13 protein-coding genes are annotated in these 15237 nt (G+C 72.6%); 6 read left to right on the top strand and 7 right to left on the bottom strand.

The annotated features are described in order from the left end of the window. The first annotated feature begins 294 nt into the window (after positions 1–294). On the top strand, positions 295–1218 hold the full coding sequence (locus ABD774_RS17905) for a universal stress protein (RefSeq protein WP_345044213.1): 924 nt from the start codon (positions 295–297) through the stop codon (positions 1216–1218). Positions 1219–1700: 482 nt separating this feature from the next. On the opposite strand, the gene ABD774_RS17900 is transcribed toward ABD774_RS17905, so the two are convergent. Beyond that, positions 1701–1886, bottom strand: a complete 186-nt coding sequence (locus tag ABD774_RS17900; protein ID WP_345044211.1) for a hypothetical protein — start codon at positions 1884–1886, stop codon at positions 1701–1703. A gap of 269 nt (positions 1887–2155) precedes the next feature. After that, positions 2156–3424: an ornithine--oxo-acid transaminase gene (gene rocD, locus ABD774_RS17895; protein WP_345044208.1), complete on the bottom strand. Its 1269-nt coding sequence runs from the start codon at positions 3422–3424 to the stop codon at positions 2156–2158. 482 nt (positions 3425–3906) lie between these two features. Between rocD and ABD774_RS17890 the strand changes: the two genes are divergently transcribed. Then, the gene (locus tag ABD774_RS17890) at positions 3907–5355 is read left to right on the top strand and encodes a dicarboxylate/amino acid:cation symporter (protein WP_345044205.1); all 1449 of its coding nucleotides are present in this window, start codon (positions 3907–3909) and stop codon (positions 5353–5355) included. Between the two features lie 123 nt (positions 5356–5478). On the opposite strand, the gene ABD774_RS17885 is transcribed toward ABD774_RS17890, so the two are convergent. The 3 genes from ABD774_RS17885 to ABD774_RS17875 form a co-directional block, all read right to left on the bottom strand. Next, on the bottom strand, positions 5479–5868 hold the full coding sequence (locus ABD774_RS17885; RefSeq protein ID WP_345044203.1) for a universal stress protein: 390 nt from the start codon (positions 5866–5868) through the stop codon (positions 5479–5481). Positions 5869–5969: 101 nt separating this feature from the next. Next, a complete protein-coding gene (locus tag ABD774_RS17880) occupies positions 5970–6248 on the bottom strand; it encodes a helix-turn-helix domain-containing protein (protein ID WP_345044200.1) in 279 nt (92 codons plus the stop codon). Between the two features lie 460 nt (positions 6249–6708). Then, complete coding sequence (locus ABD774_RS17875) at positions 6709–7311, bottom strand: SRPBCC family protein (protein WP_345044198.1); 603 nt, start codon at positions 7309–7311, stop codon at positions 6709–6711. A 78-nt stretch (positions 7312–7389) separates the two neighbouring features. Between ABD774_RS17875 and ABD774_RS17870 the strand changes: the two genes are divergently transcribed. After that, a complete protein-coding gene (locus ABD774_RS17870) occupies positions 7390–7869 on the top strand; it encodes a nucleoside deaminase (protein WP_345044195.1) in 480 nt (159 codons plus the stop codon). Positions 7870–7889: 20 nt separating this feature from the next. On the opposite strand, the gene ABD774_RS17865 is transcribed toward ABD774_RS17870, so the two are convergent. Continuing rightward, entirely contained in the window at positions 7890–9614 is a 1725-nt protein-coding gene (locus ABD774_RS17865) for a RecQ family ATP-dependent DNA helicase (RefSeq protein ID WP_345044193.1), read from the bottom strand. A 174-nt stretch (positions 9615–9788) separates the two neighbouring features. Continuing rightward, positions 9789–11933 (bottom strand): alpha-galactosidase, encoded by a 2145-nt coding sequence (locus ABD774_RS17860; protein WP_345044190.1) that lies wholly within the window; start codon positions 11931–11933, stop codon positions 9789–9791. 121 nt (positions 11934–12054) lie between these two features. On the opposite strand from ABD774_RS17860, the gene ABD774_RS17855 reads away from it, so the two are divergent. The 3 genes from ABD774_RS17855 to ABD774_RS17845 are packed head-to-tail and all read left to right on the top strand — an operon-like array spanning position 12055 to position 15145. Then, complete coding sequence (locus ABD774_RS17855) at positions 12055–13311, top strand: ABC transporter substrate-binding protein (protein WP_345044187.1); 1257 nt, start codon at positions 12055–12057, stop codon at positions 13309–13311. Beyond that, the gene (locus ABD774_RS17850; protein WP_345044184.1) at positions 13311–14249 is read left to right on the top strand and encodes a carbohydrate ABC transporter permease; all 939 of its coding nucleotides are present in this window, start codon (positions 13311–13313) and stop codon (positions 14247–14249) included. The genes ABD774_RS17855 and ABD774_RS17850 overlap by 1 nt, the downstream gene beginning before the upstream one ends. After that, complete coding sequence (locus tag ABD774_RS17845) at positions 14249–15145, top strand: carbohydrate ABC transporter permease (RefSeq protein WP_345044181.1); 897 nt, start codon at positions 14249–14251, stop codon at positions 15143–15145. Before ABD774_RS17850 ends, ABD774_RS17845 begins: the two co-directional genes overlap by 1 nt. Positions 15146–15237: the final 92 nt, after the last annotated feature.

Raw genomic sequence — 15237 nt, 5'->3', positions numbered from 1 at the left:
GAGTCCCCGATCTACATCTCCAACCCGGTCTTCATCCGCGTCGCCTGACCGACGCCACCGCACCCCCCGGACCCCGGGGTGCCCCGCGTGGCACCCACCGCCACGCCCCCACCGCGCCGGCCCGCCCAGAAGGGCGGGCCGTCGTCGTTGACTGACGTCCTCCGTTCCGGGCGACGTGCCACGGAATCGCCGACATACCTCCGATGGTCCTGGTCCGGAGGGGGTGCGGTGCCGATAAGGTTCCGTAAAGGGACACCTGATGGTCAACGGTCGGTCAACTAAGGAGGCGTTGCCATGACCCGCGAAAAGGTCGTCGTGGTCGGGGTGGACGGTTCGGAGGCGAGCCTCGGGGCCATGGACTGGGCCGTCGCCGAGGCGAGGCGCGCCGGGTGGCGCCTGCACGTCGTCTGCGCCTACGCCCTTCCCTCCTTCACCGCGGCCTCGCTCGACGGCGGGTACGCGGCCATGGACGACACCGCCATCCAGCAGGGCGCCCAGGCGGTCGTGGACGAGGCTGTCGCCCGCACGGCCGGCGCGGGGCTCGTCGTCACGTCGGCCCTCGAGACCGGCGACCCTGCGGGGGTGCTGGTGGACCTCTCGCGCGAGGCGAGCATGGTCGTCGTCGGCACGCGCGGCGGCGGGGGGTTCACCGACCGCCTCCTCGGGACGGTCTCCTCCGCGCTGCCGGCCCACGCCCACTGCCCGACCGTGGTGGTGCCCCTCAACACCAGCCGCCAGTTCACGCCGGTCAAGCGCATCGTCGTCGGCGTCGACGGCTCCGAGTCCGCGCGCGTCGCCCTGCACCGCGCGGTGGACGAGGCGATCCTCTGGGACGCCGAGCTGACCGCCGTCGCCGCGGTGCCGATCGCCACCGGCGCCGGCGCGATGGCGTGGCTCCCCGCCGCCGTCGACCGTGACGAGGTGCTCGCCGACGTGCGTGAGGGCCTCGGCGTCGCCGTCGAGTCCGCCGTCGCCGGGCGGGACGTGCGGGTGCGTCAGCACGCCCTCGACGGCAACGCGGCCGCGCTCATGGCCGAGTTCTCCACGGCCGTCGAGCTGGTGGTCGTCGGGTCCCGCGGCCGTGGGGGCTTCGCGGGCCTGCTTCTCGGCTCCACGAGCCAGGCGGTGCTGCACCACGCCGCCTCGCCCGTCATGGTCGTGCCCGCGCGTGCCGCCGACGAGGGCCGTGCCCCGTCCGACGTGCCCTGGAACCGCTGATACCTCGGGCAGCGCCAAGAGGCTTGTCCGTCGACGGTCGGCTGCTTCATGGCTGTCGACCTGCGGCCCCGATGCTGAAACGGGGCTTCGCCGTCGACGGCGGAAGTCGGCTCACGTGGCGTGCGCGTCGACGCGGCGGTGGGCCGCATGTCTGTGGTCGGCTGCGGCGCAGCGGAGAGACAGGAGGAGGGGGCCCGTGACGTGTCGTGCAGCCGCAAAGCTCTGACCCCTGACGGAGCCCCCTCCCGGGTCGGCACCCCTGGATGCCGTCCACCGGACGCCCCCTGCGCCCGCTGTGTATCCATTAGAACTCGGAGAACGCGGGACGTCCATGGGGAGAACTCCCCATCGGGCTCGGCGCTTTAATCTGGACGAACCCTTCCGGTTGGGCTAGCGCCCCGACCGTGCCTGGCCGGGCATGCGGACGCCCCGCACCGAGAGGTGCGGGGCGTCCGAGACGGGCTGGCGCTTCGGCCGCGGGCCTACCGCTTCGGCTGGCGCAGGGGGATCGCGGGCCGCCGGGGCGGCGCCTGGTGCGGGGCCGGCTGACGCGAGGGCCCGCCCTTGCGGCGGCGCAGGTCCGTGAGCGGCTGGTGCGGCATCGCGGCGATGTCGCCCAGGTCGCGGCCGAGGCTGTTGAGGGTGAAGGCGTGCAGAAGCGGTTCCAAGGGGTACCTCCTGAAGGGTGCGGGCCCGGTCGCGGGCCGGGGTCTCATCCGTGGCACGGAGTGCCGTCGCCGCCGAGAAGGGCGGGCGCTGCCGGCGGCTGGATGCGCCGGCGCCGGTTCAGGAGTGCTTCTTCATGGCAGCAACGGTGGCAGGCGGACGTCCGAGGAGTCGAGCGAATATTCGCGCGACCCGCGACCCGCGACCCGCGACCCGCGACCCGCGACTCCTGACCCGCGACTCCTGACCCGCTACAGCTATCGGCCCACCGCTATCGACCCACCGCCGCGCGACGCTCGCGCAGCACCTTCGTGAGGATGTCCAGTGCCAGGTCGAGATCCTCCCGCTCGATGTTCAGCGGGGGAGCGAGGCGGATGGTCGAGCCGTGGGTGTCCTTCGCGAGCACGCCGTGGGCGGCGAGCAGCTCGCACGTCTGGCGACCGGTCATCCCGAGGGAGGGCTCGACGTCGAGTCCGGCCCACAGACCGACCGTGCGTGCGGAGGCGAGCAGCCCCTCGGCCAAGAGCGCCTCGACCCGAGCGCGCAGCTCGGCGCCCAGGGTGGCCGCACGCGCCTGGAGAGTGCCTGGCACCAGCAGGTCGGCCACCGCGATGCCGACGGCGCACGCGAGCGGGTTGCCGCCGAACGTCGAGCCGTGGGTGCCCGGGGTGAGAACCCCGAGCACGTCACGCCGCCCGACGACGGCGGAGACGGGCAGGATCCCGCCGCCGAGCGCCTTGCCCAGGGTCGTGAGGTCCGCCCGGACGCCCACGAGGTCCTGGGCGAGCGTGGTGCCCGTGCGCCCGAGGCCGGACTGGATCTCGTCGAGCACCAGCAGCACGTCGTGCTCGTCGCACAGCGCCCGCAGGCGGGGCAGGTAGTCGGCCGGCGGGATGATGACGCCGGACTCGCCCTGGACGGGCTCGACGAGCACCGCGACCGTCGTGCCGTCGACCGCCGCCGCCACCGCGTCCGCGTCGCCGTACGGCACGATGCGGAAGCCGGGGGTGTACGGGCCGAAGCCGTCGCGGGTGAGGGGGTCGTCGCTCATCGACACGATCGTCGTCGTGCGGCCGTGGAAGGCCCCGGAGGCGACGACGATCGTCGCCTCACCGTCAGGCACGCCCTTGACGTCGTAGCCCCACTTGCGCGCCGCCTTGACCGCGGTCTCGACCGCCTCGGCGCCGGTGTTCATCGGCAGGAGCGTCTCGGTGCCGGTCAGCGACGTCACCGCCCGGGCGAACGGCTCGAGCAGGTCGTGGGTGAAGGCGCGGGAGGTGAGCGTGATGGCGTCGAGCTGCTCCTTTGCGGCGGCCACCAGCGCCGGATGGCGGTGCCCGAAGTTCAGCGCCGAGTAGCCGGCCAGGCAGTCGAGGTAACGCCGGCCGTCGACGTCGGTCACCCACGACCCCTCGCCAGAGACGAGGACCACGTGCAGCGGCTCGTAGTTCGGCGCAAGGACGCCCGGGCCCGCGGAGGCGGGCGCTGGCGGGCGCGCGGTGGTCTGGGCGGTGGTCGGGGCGTCGGCGTGCTCGAGCAACGTACGTTCCTCCCTCGGCGGGTGATGGTGCTGACGCTAGAACCCGCGGGACCGGAAAGGAAGGGACCGCTGTCACGTGGGTCACAATTGCGTCCCGAGTGCTTCGCAATCTTGCCCGTCCGGTCTACGCTGTGCCGTGGCGCCGCCGTCTTCGCGGCCCTGACCATCCAGGAGTGTTCGTGCTCAACCCGTGGAACCTCACCGTGCGCACCGCCGTCGACCTCTGTCGTCAGGCGAGCATGATGTGTGCGGCCACGACCTGTTGTTGTCGCTGAGCGTCTTTCCCAAGACCTCACCGGCCCGCGCGTGATCTGACCGCGCCCCCTAGCACCGCTCCTGGCGCCCTGAGCGCCTTTCCCCGCCGAGCCACGGCCTCCCGCCGTGCCTGCGGAGGTCCTCCCCTGCCGCTGCGCGCCGCGCGGCCGCTCTCTCCCGTGCGCGGTCTCCCGCGCCCGGTGCCTCTCTCACCGAAAGGTCACCCCGTGTCCTCCACCCCATCGCCGACGGCGACCGAGCCGAAGCGCCGGCTCCGCCTGCCGTCGTTCAGCACCCAGATCCTCATCGGCCTCGTGCTCGGCGTCCTCGCCGGGTGGGCCGCCCTCGAGATCGGCCCGACCGCGGCCGGCGAGGACAACTGGCTCACCGTCACCCTGACCACCATCGGCGGCTCCTTCGTCTCCCTCCTCAAGGCCGTCGTCCCGCCGCTGGTGTTCACCGCCATCGTCGCCTCCATCGCGAACCTGCGCGGGGTGGCCAACGGGGCCCGGCTCGCCGGCCAGACCCTGCTCTGGTTCGCCGTCACCGCGCTGATCGCCGTGGCCATCGGCATCGGCCTGGGCCTCGTGCTCCAGCCGGGCGCCAACGCCGCCGTCGACGCCGCCGACGCCGCCGAGCCGAGCCGCACCGGCTCGTGGCTGGACTTCCTCGAGGGCCTCATCCCGGGCAACTTCCTCGGCCTCGGCGCCTCCAGCTCCCTGCAGACCGACGACGCGGGCGCGGTGCTCGGCGTCGAGACCGGCGTGAGCTTCAACGTCCTGCAGATCATCGTCATCGCCCTCGCGGTCGGGATCGCCGCGCTGCGGTCCGGCAAGAAGGCCGAGCCCTTCCTGGCCTTCAACAAGTCGCTGCTGAAGATCATCCAGACCGTGCTGTGGTGGATCATCCGCCTGGCCCCGCTGGGCACGCTCGGCCTCGTCGGCCGCGCCATCGCCACCTACGGCTGGAGCTCGCTGGCCAACCTCGGCACCTTCGCCGTCGCGGTCTACGTCGGTCTGGCCCTCGTGCTGTTCGTCGTCTACCCGGTGCTGCTCCGGGCGCACGGCCTGTCGATCGGGCGGTACTTCAAGGGCGCCTGGCCGGCCATCGAGCTGGCGTTCGTCTCCCGCTCCTCGATCGGCACCCTGCCCGTCACCGAGCGCGTGACGCACCGTAACCTCGGCGTGCCGCGCGCCTACGCCTCCTTCGCCGTGCCGCTGGGCTCGACCACGAAGATGGACGGCTGCGCCGCGATCTACCCGGCCATCGCCGCGATCTTCGTCGCGCAGTTCTTCGGCGTGGACCTGGGCGTGACGGACTACCTGCTCATCGCGTTCGTCTCCGTCGTCGGTTCCGCTGCCACCGCGGGCCTCACCGGCGCGACCGTGATGCTGACCCTCACGCTCTCCACGCTCGGCCTGCCGCTCGAGGGTGTCGGCCTGCTGCTGGCGATCGATCCGATCCTCGACATGGGCCGCACCGCGGTCAATGTCGCCGGTCAGGTGCTCGTGCCGGTCATCGTGGCCAAGCGCGAGAACATCCTCGACCTCGAGCAGTACGCCTCCGCCGACGCCGAGGACCTCTTCGAGGACGACGACGAGGACGACGCCGAGCTCGTCGGCGCCACGGCCGCCGACGGCGCAGCTGCCCCGGCACTGGCCGGCAGCCGCCAGTAGGGCGAGTCACGAAGACGGGCCGGTGCCGGAGAGTTCTCCGGCACCGGCCCGTCCGTCTTTGCGACGGCGACCCAGATCGGGCCGAGACGCGCGACTCGGCTCAGGTTCGTGCGGTCACCCAGGTCAGGCCTTGACGGCGAGCACCGGGGCCGCGGTGTTGAGCAGGATCTTCTGGGAGTTGCTGCCCAGCACGAGCTTGCCGACCGGGGTGCGCTTGCGCAGCCCGATCACCACCAGGCTCGCGTCGACCTCCGTGGCGATCGTCCCGATCTCGTCCGCGGCGTCCTTCCCGCGCACCAGCTGGCGCACGGTGCCCTCGACGCCCGCCTCCGCCAGGATGCGCCGCACGGCGTCGAGCTCGTCCTCGCTGGCGAGGAGCGGGTCCCGTACGCCGTCGCCCTCGGAGACGTTGAGCACCACGACGTTCTCCTGGTGGGCCCTGGCCTCGGTGATCGCTCGCTGAAGGGCGGCCTTGCCCTCGGGCTGCGTGGTGTATCCGACGACGATGGTCATTCGTGGAGTCCTTCCTCCAGCAAGGCAGGCGTGGTCACCTGGCGTTACGGGCATCATGGCGCAATCCGGACCGTTCCGGCAGGGACCTGTGTCCTGTCGTCTCACCACGCCGGCCGGGTGGCGCGCGCCGGCGGAACCGTCAGCTCGCCCGGCCGGATCCCGAGGGCCTGGGCGAGCCGACCGATCTCGTCGAGCGTCCAGGCGGCCTTGCCGGTGAAGCGCAGGGAGACGGCCGAGCGTGAGATCCGCACGATGGCAGCGACGTCCTGCTGGCGCAGTCCGTGCCTGGCGGCCTCGAACCTGACGTTGGCCGCGACGACCGCGGCCAGACCGTGGGCGGTGAGCGTCGGCGGGTCGAACGGATCATGCACAGGGGTCATCTCGGTCGCCCCCTCCACCCGCCCGGACGGGTCCGGCCGCTTCTGTGAACCTCGCGGGCCGACATGTCCTTTTCGGCGGGTTCCAGGTCAGCGGGAGGCGTGCGCGCTACGCTCACGCGGGGCCCACGTGGCACGCGTCTGCGAGCACTCCACCAACCGTGCGGCTCTGGCTCGCGCGAGGCCAGCTCGGCGCGCGCGTGTGAACCTGGCGGGATCGTGGCGAGCGAAGCTCGCACAGGTCCCGCAGGTGTAGAAGTCGCCGGAAAAGTGTTGTCGCCGGTGCGCCGACGTGGGCCCGCGCGGTCATGAGGCGTGGTGGATCGACGTGCCATGGGGCGATGGTGATCGGGTCGCGGGGTCCGTCGCGGCGCGCGTCCCCAGTCCCGGCTCGCGGCGACCGGCGTCCACAGTCCCGGCTCGCGGCGACTGGCGTACAGAGACCCCCCGGGCTGCCGCGGGGTCAGCGGGCCCGTTCGGCGATTTGCCGCTCGACCCGCCGCAGGGCGAGCGCGGTCATGGCCTCCAGCGGGGGCGTGAGCGGGAGGCGGGTCAGCTGGCGCGGCAGCGGTCCGCGGAGCCACACGTCCTCTCGCCAGTCGACCGTGCACGCGTCCGGCCCGACGGGCTCGACCGTGATCTCGACGCGGCCGAGGAGGACAGGACCCAGCTTGCGGACGACCAGGACGCCGGGAGCACCGTCGTCGGACGGCGGACGGACCTCCTCGACCTGCATACGGTCCGGGAAGATGCCGGCGGTCAGCGCGATGAGCGCGTCGCCCGGGCGGGCCGGCGGGGGAGGGGCGTCGGTGGTGGTGAGGGGGATCCACCGGTGATGGCCGCGCAGATCGGTCAGCAGCGTGAACGTCTCGTCGGCGGGAGCGGGGATGGTGCGGCGCACCACGTCATCCTCGCCCATCGCCGCGCGGGCCGCCTCGCGGGACGGAGCTGGCCTCGCGGGAGCCGAGCTGGCCTCGCGCAGCCGAGCGGGGCGTGGTTCGGTGATGCCGTCGCCGACCGCCAGTTCGACAAGGGTGAGGCTCTTCCGGGAGGCTTCGGCACGCACCGGTTCACCGGGCTGCAGCAGGACGCGACGGAGCAGCGGAGCTCCCGGCGGCTGCGGCCCCGACGAGGAGGACGTCTGATGCGAGACCCTGAGCAGGCCGCAGCGCACCTGGCCCACGCCGTCGAGCTCGCGACGGCGAGTGTCGCCTCGAACGGCGGGCCGTTCGCGGCCGTCGTCGTCACGGCGGACGGGCGTACGTTCGAGGGCACCAACCGCGTGACCGCGACCCTGGACCCCACCGCGCACGCCGAGATCGTCGCGATCCGGACGGCGTGCCGGGAGACGGGGTCCCCGGACCTGGCGGGGGCGACGCTGTACAGCAGCTGCGAGCCGTGCCCGATGTGCCTCAGCGCCGCGCTGTGGGCGCGGGTGGACGCGGTCTACTTCGCCGCGGACCGGCACGACGCGGCGCGCGTCGGCTTCGACGACGCCGAGTTCCACAAGTACGTCAGCAACCACGCCGAGCGGGACCGGATGCCGCTGATCGAGCTGCGCCCGGAGAACGCGACCGCGCCGTTCGAGGCGTGGGAGGCGTACGAGGGGCGTGTGCACTACTGAGCGCGGCCCTGCACCCGGGACTACGCGGTCCGGCTCAGCAGGTCGTGCTCGGCGATGAGCTCGCGGGACAGCGTCTTGTAGCCCTCGCGCTCGAAGAAGATGGTGATCCGGTCCTCCTCGTGCCGCATCACCACGCCGTCGCCCCACTCCGGATGCACGACGGCGGCCTGGAGCGGGAACGGGTCCGGCTCGTCGGCGGGCGAGGTGGGCGGCGCCGGGGCCTGCGCCGCCCCGGCCGGCGGCGAGGACGCGTCTGACGGCGAGACCGCGACCGGGGCCGCGGGCGACGCGGACGGTCCGAGGTCGGCTGCGCCGTCGTCCAGGCAGATGTCGCACGCGCCGCAGGAGCCGGCGTGCGGCTCGCCGAAGTAGCCCAGGAGGAACTGACGGCGGCAGTCGCGAGTCTCGGCGTACCCGCGCATCATCTCCACGCGGGAGCGCTCGATGCGCTCGCGGGAGTCGGCGAGCTCGACCACGTCCGCCACCACCGCCCTCGGCGGCGCAGAGCCCTCCGCCAGGACGCCCCGGCGGGTGCGCTGGACGGCTCCGACCTCCTGGAGGGCGTTCACCGTGCTCGTGACCTTGCGCGCGGAGAGCCCGGTGCGCTCGCGGAGCGCCGCCAGGGTGAGGGCCCCGCGGGCGCGTCGGACCGCGGTGAGCACCGCGCGGAGCGCCTGCTGGTCCACGTTGGTGGAGGCGAAGAACCGTCGCAGGCCGAGGTCCTCGGGCCGGTAGTGCAGGACGACCGTCGCCTCGTCGCCGTCCCGGCCGGCGCGGCCGATCTCCTGGTAGTAGCTGTCCACCGAGTCGGGGGCGTCGGCGTGGACCACGAAGCGCACGTCCGGCTTGTCGATGCCCATCCCGAAGGCCGACGTCGCGACGACCACCTCGAGGTCGCCGTCGAGGAAGCCGCGGTGGACCTCCTCGCGCACCCGGGCCGGCAGCCCGGCGTGGTACGCCGCCACGGCGCGGCCGCCGTCGCCGAGCTCGGCGGCGTAGCGCTCGGCGTCCTTGCGGGTGGCCACGTACACCAGCCCGGGCCCGGACAGCTCGCCCACGCCCGCGAGGACGGCTCGGTGCTTGTCCTCCGCCTCGGCGTGACGCACGACGTCGAGCCGCAGGTTCGGGCGGTCAAACCCGCGCGAGACGACGAGGGGGTCGCGCAGCCGGAGCCGCTCGACGATCTCCGCCTGCACCGGGGTGGCGGCGGTCGCCGTGAGCGCGGCGACGACCGGCCGGCCGAGCCGCTCGACGACGGCGCCCAGCGCGAGGTAGTCGGGGCGGAAGTCGTGGCCCCAGGAGGAGATGCAGTGCGCCTCGTCGACGACGAACAGGCTCGGGCGCAGGTCCCGGATCCTCTCGACCACCTCGTCCTTGGCGAGCTGCTCGGGGGAGAGGAACAGGAACTCGGCGCCCTCGCGGCCGACCGCCCGCCAGGCCTGGGCGTTCTCGGCGTCGCCCTGGGCGGAGTTGAGCGCGACGGCCTCCGGTGCGCCGATCGCCTCGAGCCGAGCCACCTGGTCGGTCTGCAGCGAGATCAGCGGCGAGACGACGATGGTCGGTCCGTCGCGGAGGACGGCCGGCACCTGGTAGATCGCCGACTTCCCGTACCCGGTGGGCATCACGGCGAGCACGTCGCGGCCCTCGACGACGGCGGTCATCGCCTCCTCCTGGCCCGGGCGAAGAGACTCCCAGCCGAAGGAGTCCCGTGCGACGGTCCGGATGCGGTCGGCGGTGGCGCTCATGCGGGCTGCCCGGCCACGGCGGGGCGGGGGAGCGAGGCGGTGGGGGCGTCGGTCACCGGTTCACTCTGCGGCCCGCCCGGCGAGGCGGCAATCGGAACGGTCCGCCGGCCTGCGCAGGACGTGAGTGGCGCTGCGGTGACGACGTGACAAGTCGGGACGCAGGGGTGGCCGTGCTCACAGGCGGGTCAGATGCAGCAGCACGAGCTGCTCGGGCTTGAGCGCGGGCGCCTGGACGCCGACCGCGGCGAGGACGGAGCCGGGCAGCTCGACGAGGGCGTCCCACCACGGAGTCGGCGGCGCGCCAAGGTGGCCGCCGGGGCCGTCGCCCGGGACGAGCGGGGCCACCCGGTAGGTCGACGCCGGGTCGAGCCCGGGCAGGCGGACGGGTCCGGGCGGCGAGATCACCGACGTGCGCAGCTGGACGAGCGCGAAGACCGCCTCGCCGCCGTCCTGCGCCACGGTGCCGTGGACCCAGAGCGAGTCGTCCGGGCGGTCGGCGTGGACCACGGTGCCGCTGTGCAGCAGGTCGCGGTGCGCCTTGTGGGCGGCCACCCAGGCGCGGACGCGCCCGAGCTCGTCGGGCGTGGCCGAGGTGAGGTCCCACTCGATGCCCAGGTGGGAGAAGAACGCCGTGCCGGCCCGCATGTCGAGCGTGTGCGCGCGCCCGGTGGTGTGGCTGACGGGGGAGGCGATGTGGGAGCCGAGCAGCTCGGGCGGGAGGAGCAGCCCGGCGCCGGCCTCGATCTGCTGCCGCTCGAGCGGGTCGATGCAGTCCGAGGTCCAGACGCGGTCGGTGCGGGCGAGGATGCCGAGGTCGGCGCGCCCGCCCCCGCCGGCGCAGGACTCGATCTCCAGGTGCAGGTGGGCGGCGCGGATCTCGTCGATGAGCCGGTACACCGCACGCGTCTGCTCGTGCACGCCGGCCCGGCCGGTGGCCTGGTGCCCCGGCTCGACGAGGTCGCGGTTGTAGTCCCACTTGATGTAGTCGATGGCGTACTCGTCGAGGACGGCCATCATGTGGTCGCGCACGTGGGCGTACGCGCCCGGGTTGGCCAGGTCGAGCACCTGCTGGTGGCGGGCCGGCACCGGGAGGCGGCCCCCGGCCGAGAAGATCCACTCCGGGTGCGCGCGGTACAGCTCGGAGTCGGGGTTGACCATCTCGGGCTCGAACCACAGCCCGAACTGCATGCCGAGGCCGTGGACGTGGTCGACGATCGGGTGCAGCCCGTGCGGCCAGACGTCGGGGGAGACGTACCAGTCGCCGAGCCCCCGGGTGTCGTCCCGCCGGGAGGCGAACCAGCCGTCGTCGAGGACGTAGCGCTCCACGCCGACCGCGGCGGCGCGCTCGGCCAGCGCCTTGAGGCGGTCGAGGTCGTGGTCGAAGTACACGGCCTCCCACACGTTGACGAGCACCGGGCGCGGGGAGCGCGGGTGCTCCGGTCGGGCGCGCAGGAAGCGGTGGAAGCGGCCGGACATCTCGTCCAGGCCGCTGCCGTGGGAGGCGTACACCCACGGGCCGGCGTACGACTCGCCCTCCGCCAGGCGGACCTCGCCCGGCAGGAGCAGCTCGCCGCCGGCCAGCAGCGAGGTGCCGAGGTTCGTCCGTTCGGCGTACGTGCGCGTGTTGCCCGACCACGCGACGTGGACGGCGCGCAGCTCGCCGGAGCGCCAGCCGAAGCCGCGCTCGCCGGCGGCCATGACGAGGCTGGCGTCGTGCCCCCGGGCGCGGCGGGACTCGCGGAGGTGGGTGCCCAGGGTGAACGCGTGGCGCTGCTGGGCGCGCTCGCGCAGGTGGCGCCCGGTCAGGTCGAGAATCTCCGCCGCCTCGGACGGCACCGGGAGCGCGAGGTCGAGCGCGGCGAGGTCGAAGGTCCCAGGGGCCGCGTTGGTCACGTCGGCGCGCATCCGCAGCACGCCCGCGTGCAGCAGCTCGAGGACGATCCCGAGCCGTAGCCCCGCCACCGCGTCCTCGGCGGCGACGGTGACCCGCGAGTGCACCACCGGGTCGCCGTCGACCTCCTCGACGCCCAGCGACGTGACCTCGAACGCCGTGGAGAAGTCCCGCCCGTCCCGGTGGCCGGCGAGGCCAGGGGTGCCCAGCCAGCCGGCGGAGTGCTCGGGGAGCAGGGACAGCGGCACGGCGACGTCGGCCTGGCCCGAGACCAGCGGCGGCTCGCTCGCGCGCCGCAGCTCGGCGAGGGCGGCCGGGCCGAGGTCGCCGAGGTCCCGGCCCCAGTGCAGGACGCGGGGGAGGTGGCCGCCGGTGCAGTCCAGGACGACGGCGGTGCCGCCGGCGCGGAGGTGGTGGATGTCGGTCACACGGACCTTTGTAGGCGCCCGGCCGGGCCGCGTCCAGAGCGGCCGCCCCGCGTTGCCGGGCCCGACCGTCTCTTGTACAAAGGTGTGACACGTGTGGCCTGTGTCACAAGGGGGTGTTGCGGTGAGTCGACGACGACTCCAGGCGGCGGTGGCGCTGACCGGCGCGGCCTCCATGCTCGCGGCCTGCGCCGCCGGCGCGGAGGGACAGACGGAGCTGGTGTTCTTCCAGTTCAAGCCCGAGGCGGTGCAGTACTTCGAGGAGCTGGCGGACCGGTTCGAGCAGGAGAACCCCGACATCCGCATCGTCGTCGACAACGTGCCGGACCCCGAGACCGCGCTGCGCACGCGGCTGGTCAAGGAGGACGTGCCCGACGTCATGACCCTCAACGCGAACGCGACGTTCGGCGAGCTCGCCTCCGGCGGCATCTTCAAGGACTTCTCGGGCGAACCGGTTCTCGACGACGTCAGCGACGACTACGTCCAGGTGATCGAGGACCTCGGCGCCTCGGAGCCGGGCGCGGTCAACGGCGTCCCGTTCGCGGCCAACGCCTCCGGCGTGCTCTACAACGTCGAGCTCTTCGAGCAGCACGGCGTCGAGGTCCCGACCACGTGGCCGGAGCTGGTCGAGGCGGCCGAGACCTTCGAGGCGGCAGGGGTCACGCCGTTCTACGCCATGCTGCTCGACGCCTGGACGGCGCAGTCGCCCATGGCCCCCCTGATCGTGCAGACCACGCCGGAGGACTTCTGGGAGCGGCGCTTCGCCGGCGAGACGTCGTTCTCCGAGGCCTGGCCGGAAGGCGTGGAGAAGCTGGCGACGCTGTACGACTACACCCAGCCCGACCCCCTGGCCTTCGGGTACCAGGAGGGCACGCGGGCGTTCGCGCAGGGGGAGTCGGCGATGCTGCTGCTCGGCAGCTACGCCGTGCCGCAGGTCCGCTCCTTCGAGCCCGACTTCACCGTCGGCTCCTTCGCCCTCCCCGGGACCGACGACCCGGCCGACACGGTGCTGGTCTCCGGCGTCGACGTCGTCATCGCCGCCGCGGCCGACGGCCCTCACGAGGAGGAGGCCCAGCGGTTCATCGACTTCCTCATGCAGCCCGACGTCGTGCAGGAGTACACGCAGCAGCAGGTGGCGATCCCGGCACTCGAGGGGCTCGCGAACGACGACCCGGCGCTGGAGGGCGTCCAGAGCTACATCGAGGAAGGACGCATCGTGGGCTTCTTCGACCACCAGTTCATCCCCGCCATCCCGTTGGCGCCGCTGCTCCAGCAGTACCTCATCGACCGCGACGCCGAGGCGTTCCTCGGCGGGCTCGACGACAACTGGGACCGGGTCGCCGCACGGCGGACCTGGGGCCTCGGGGCGGTGCAGGAGTGATGGCCGTCGCGACGGGGTCCCGGCCCGCGAGCCGGGGGACCGGGCAGACCCCGGGCGGCCGGCGACGCCTCCGCGAGGGGCGGCTGGACCGCACCTTCTACTGGATGGTGCTGCCGGCATTCGTGCTGTTCTTCGTCTTCCACACGATCCCGGTGCTCCAGGGCATCTTCTACAGCCTCACCGACTCCCCGGGCTACGGGGAGTGGAACTTCGTGGGCCTGGCCAACTACGCGGCCCTCTTCGGGGACGAACGCGTCCGCGACGCGTACCTCTTCACGTTCCAGTTCGCGATCGTCTGCACGGTCCTGGTCAACGTCATCGCGCTCGTGATCGCCATCTGGCTCAACGGGCGCATCAGGTTCAGGAGCACTCTGCGCGGGATCTACTTCATCCCGTACGTCCTGGCGCTGCTCGTCATCGGCTACGTCTTCCAGTACATGTTCAACCAGTCGCTCCCGGCGATCGGGCAGGCGCTGGGGATCGAGCGGCTCTCGACGTCGATCCTCGCCGACCCGAGCCTCGCCTGGATCGGGCTGGTGGTGATGACCGTCTGGCAGGCGGTGGCCTTCGCCATCATCATCTACACGGCGGGGCTGCAGACGGTCCCCGCGGAGCTCTACGAGGCGGCCTCGATCGACGGCGCCACGCCCTGGCGGCAGTTCTGGTCCATCACGATGCCGATGATCTGGTCCTTCTTCACGATCAACGTCGTGCTCTCGCTCAAGAACTTCCTCCAGGTCTTCGACCAGGTCATCGCCATGACCGGCGGCGGTCCCGGCACCGCCACCGAGACCATCGGCGTCCTGATCTACCGGGGCGGCTTCCAGGGCGGGGAGTACGGCTACCAGATCGCCAACGCGGTCATCTTCATGATCATCATCATGGCCTTCGCGCTGTTCCAGCTACGCGTGCTCCGCCGCGAGGAGGTGTCGGTCTGATGTCCGACTCCACGTCCGTCACCCTCCCCGAGCCCGACGTCGAGCACGGCGGGCGCCCGCGCCGCCGGCGGCGCGGCGACGTCAGCGGCGTCAACTGGTGGCTGACCGCGCTGCTGATCGTCCTCAGCCTGACGATCTTCGTCCCGCTGTACTTCACGGTCGTGACGGCGCTGAAGACGCCGCCGCAGCTCGGCGGCACCGGCTTCTCGCTGCCGAGCGAGTGGTCGTGGGGCAACTTCGCCGAGGCGTGGCGGCTGACCGACTACCCGCGGGCGGCGCTCAACAGCGCGGTGATCACCGTGGGTGCCGTCGTCCTGACCCTGCTGACCAACTCGATGGTCTCCTACGCGATCGCGCGGAACATGAGGCGGCGGCTCTTCAAGGGCCTGTTCTACTACTTCATCACGGCGCTGTTCATCCCGTTCCCCATCATCATGCTGCCCGCGGCGAAGCTGACCGCGACGCTCGGCCTCGACAACCAGGCGGGGATGATCCTGCTCTACACGGTGTACGGGCTCTCGTTCAACGTCTTCCTCTACACCGCCTACATCGCCTCGATCCCCCACGAGCTCGAGGAGGCGGCGCGGATGGACGGCGCGAGCACGTGGGGCGTCTTCTGGAAGGTGATCTTCCCGCTGCTCGCGCCGATCAACGCCACCGTCGGCATCCTGACCTGCGTGTGGGCGTGGAACGACTTCCTCCTCCCGGTCATCATCATCTCCGACCCCGGCGGCGCGACCATCCCGCTGGTGCAGTACGTGTTCCAGGCCCAGTTCTCCGCCGACTTCACGCTCGCCTTCGCGTCCTACCTGATGGCGATGGCGCCGCTGCTGATCGTCTACCTCTTCGCGCAGCGGTGGGTGATCTCCGGCGTCACCCGGGGCGCGATCAAGTAGCGCCGACGCCGACGCCGACGCCGACGCCGACGCCGACGCCGACGCCGACGCCGACGCTGACGCCGGAAGGTGGGCTCCGACGTCGGCTCCTA

The sequence above is a fragment of the Georgenia daeguensis genome (assembly GCF_039537705.1).
Classification (GTDB): domain Bacteria; phylum Actinomycetota; class Actinomycetes; order Actinomycetales; family Actinomycetaceae; genus Georgenia; species Georgenia daeguensis.
Note: the sequence above shows the minus strand (reverse complement) of the source record. Positions and strands in the feature narration are given on the sequence as shown.

Excerpts from the sequence above, each read along its gene's own strand:
- ABD774_RS17905 (WP_345044213.1), top strand. The coding sequence starts at position 295 with ATGACCCGCGAAAAGGTCGTCGTGGTCGGGGTGGACGGTTCGGAGGCG.
- ABD774_RS17885 (WP_345044203.1), bottom strand. The coding sequence starts at position 5,868 with ATGACCATCGTCGTCGGATACACCACGCAGCCCGAGGGCAAGGCCGCC.
- ABD774_RS17880 (WP_345044200.1), bottom strand. The coding sequence starts at position 6,248 with ATGACCCCTGTGCATGATCCGTTCGACCCGCCGACGCTCACCGCCCAC.
- ABD774_RS17870 (WP_345044195.1), top strand. The coding sequence starts at position 7,390 with ATGCGAGACCCTGAGCAGGCCGCAGCGCACCTGGCCCACGCCGTCGAG.
- ABD774_RS17865 (WP_345044193.1), bottom strand. The coding sequence starts at position 9,614 with ATGAGCGCCACCGCCGACCGCATCCGGACCGTCGCACGGGACTCCTTC.
- ABD774_RS17850 (WP_345044184.1), top strand. The coding sequence starts at position 13,311 with ATGGCCGTCGCGACGGGGTCCCGGCCCGCGAGCCGGGGGACCGGGCAG.
- ABD774_RS17845 (WP_345044181.1), top strand. The coding sequence starts at position 14,249 with ATGTCCGACTCCACGTCCGTCACCCTCCCCGAGCCCGACGTCGAGCAC.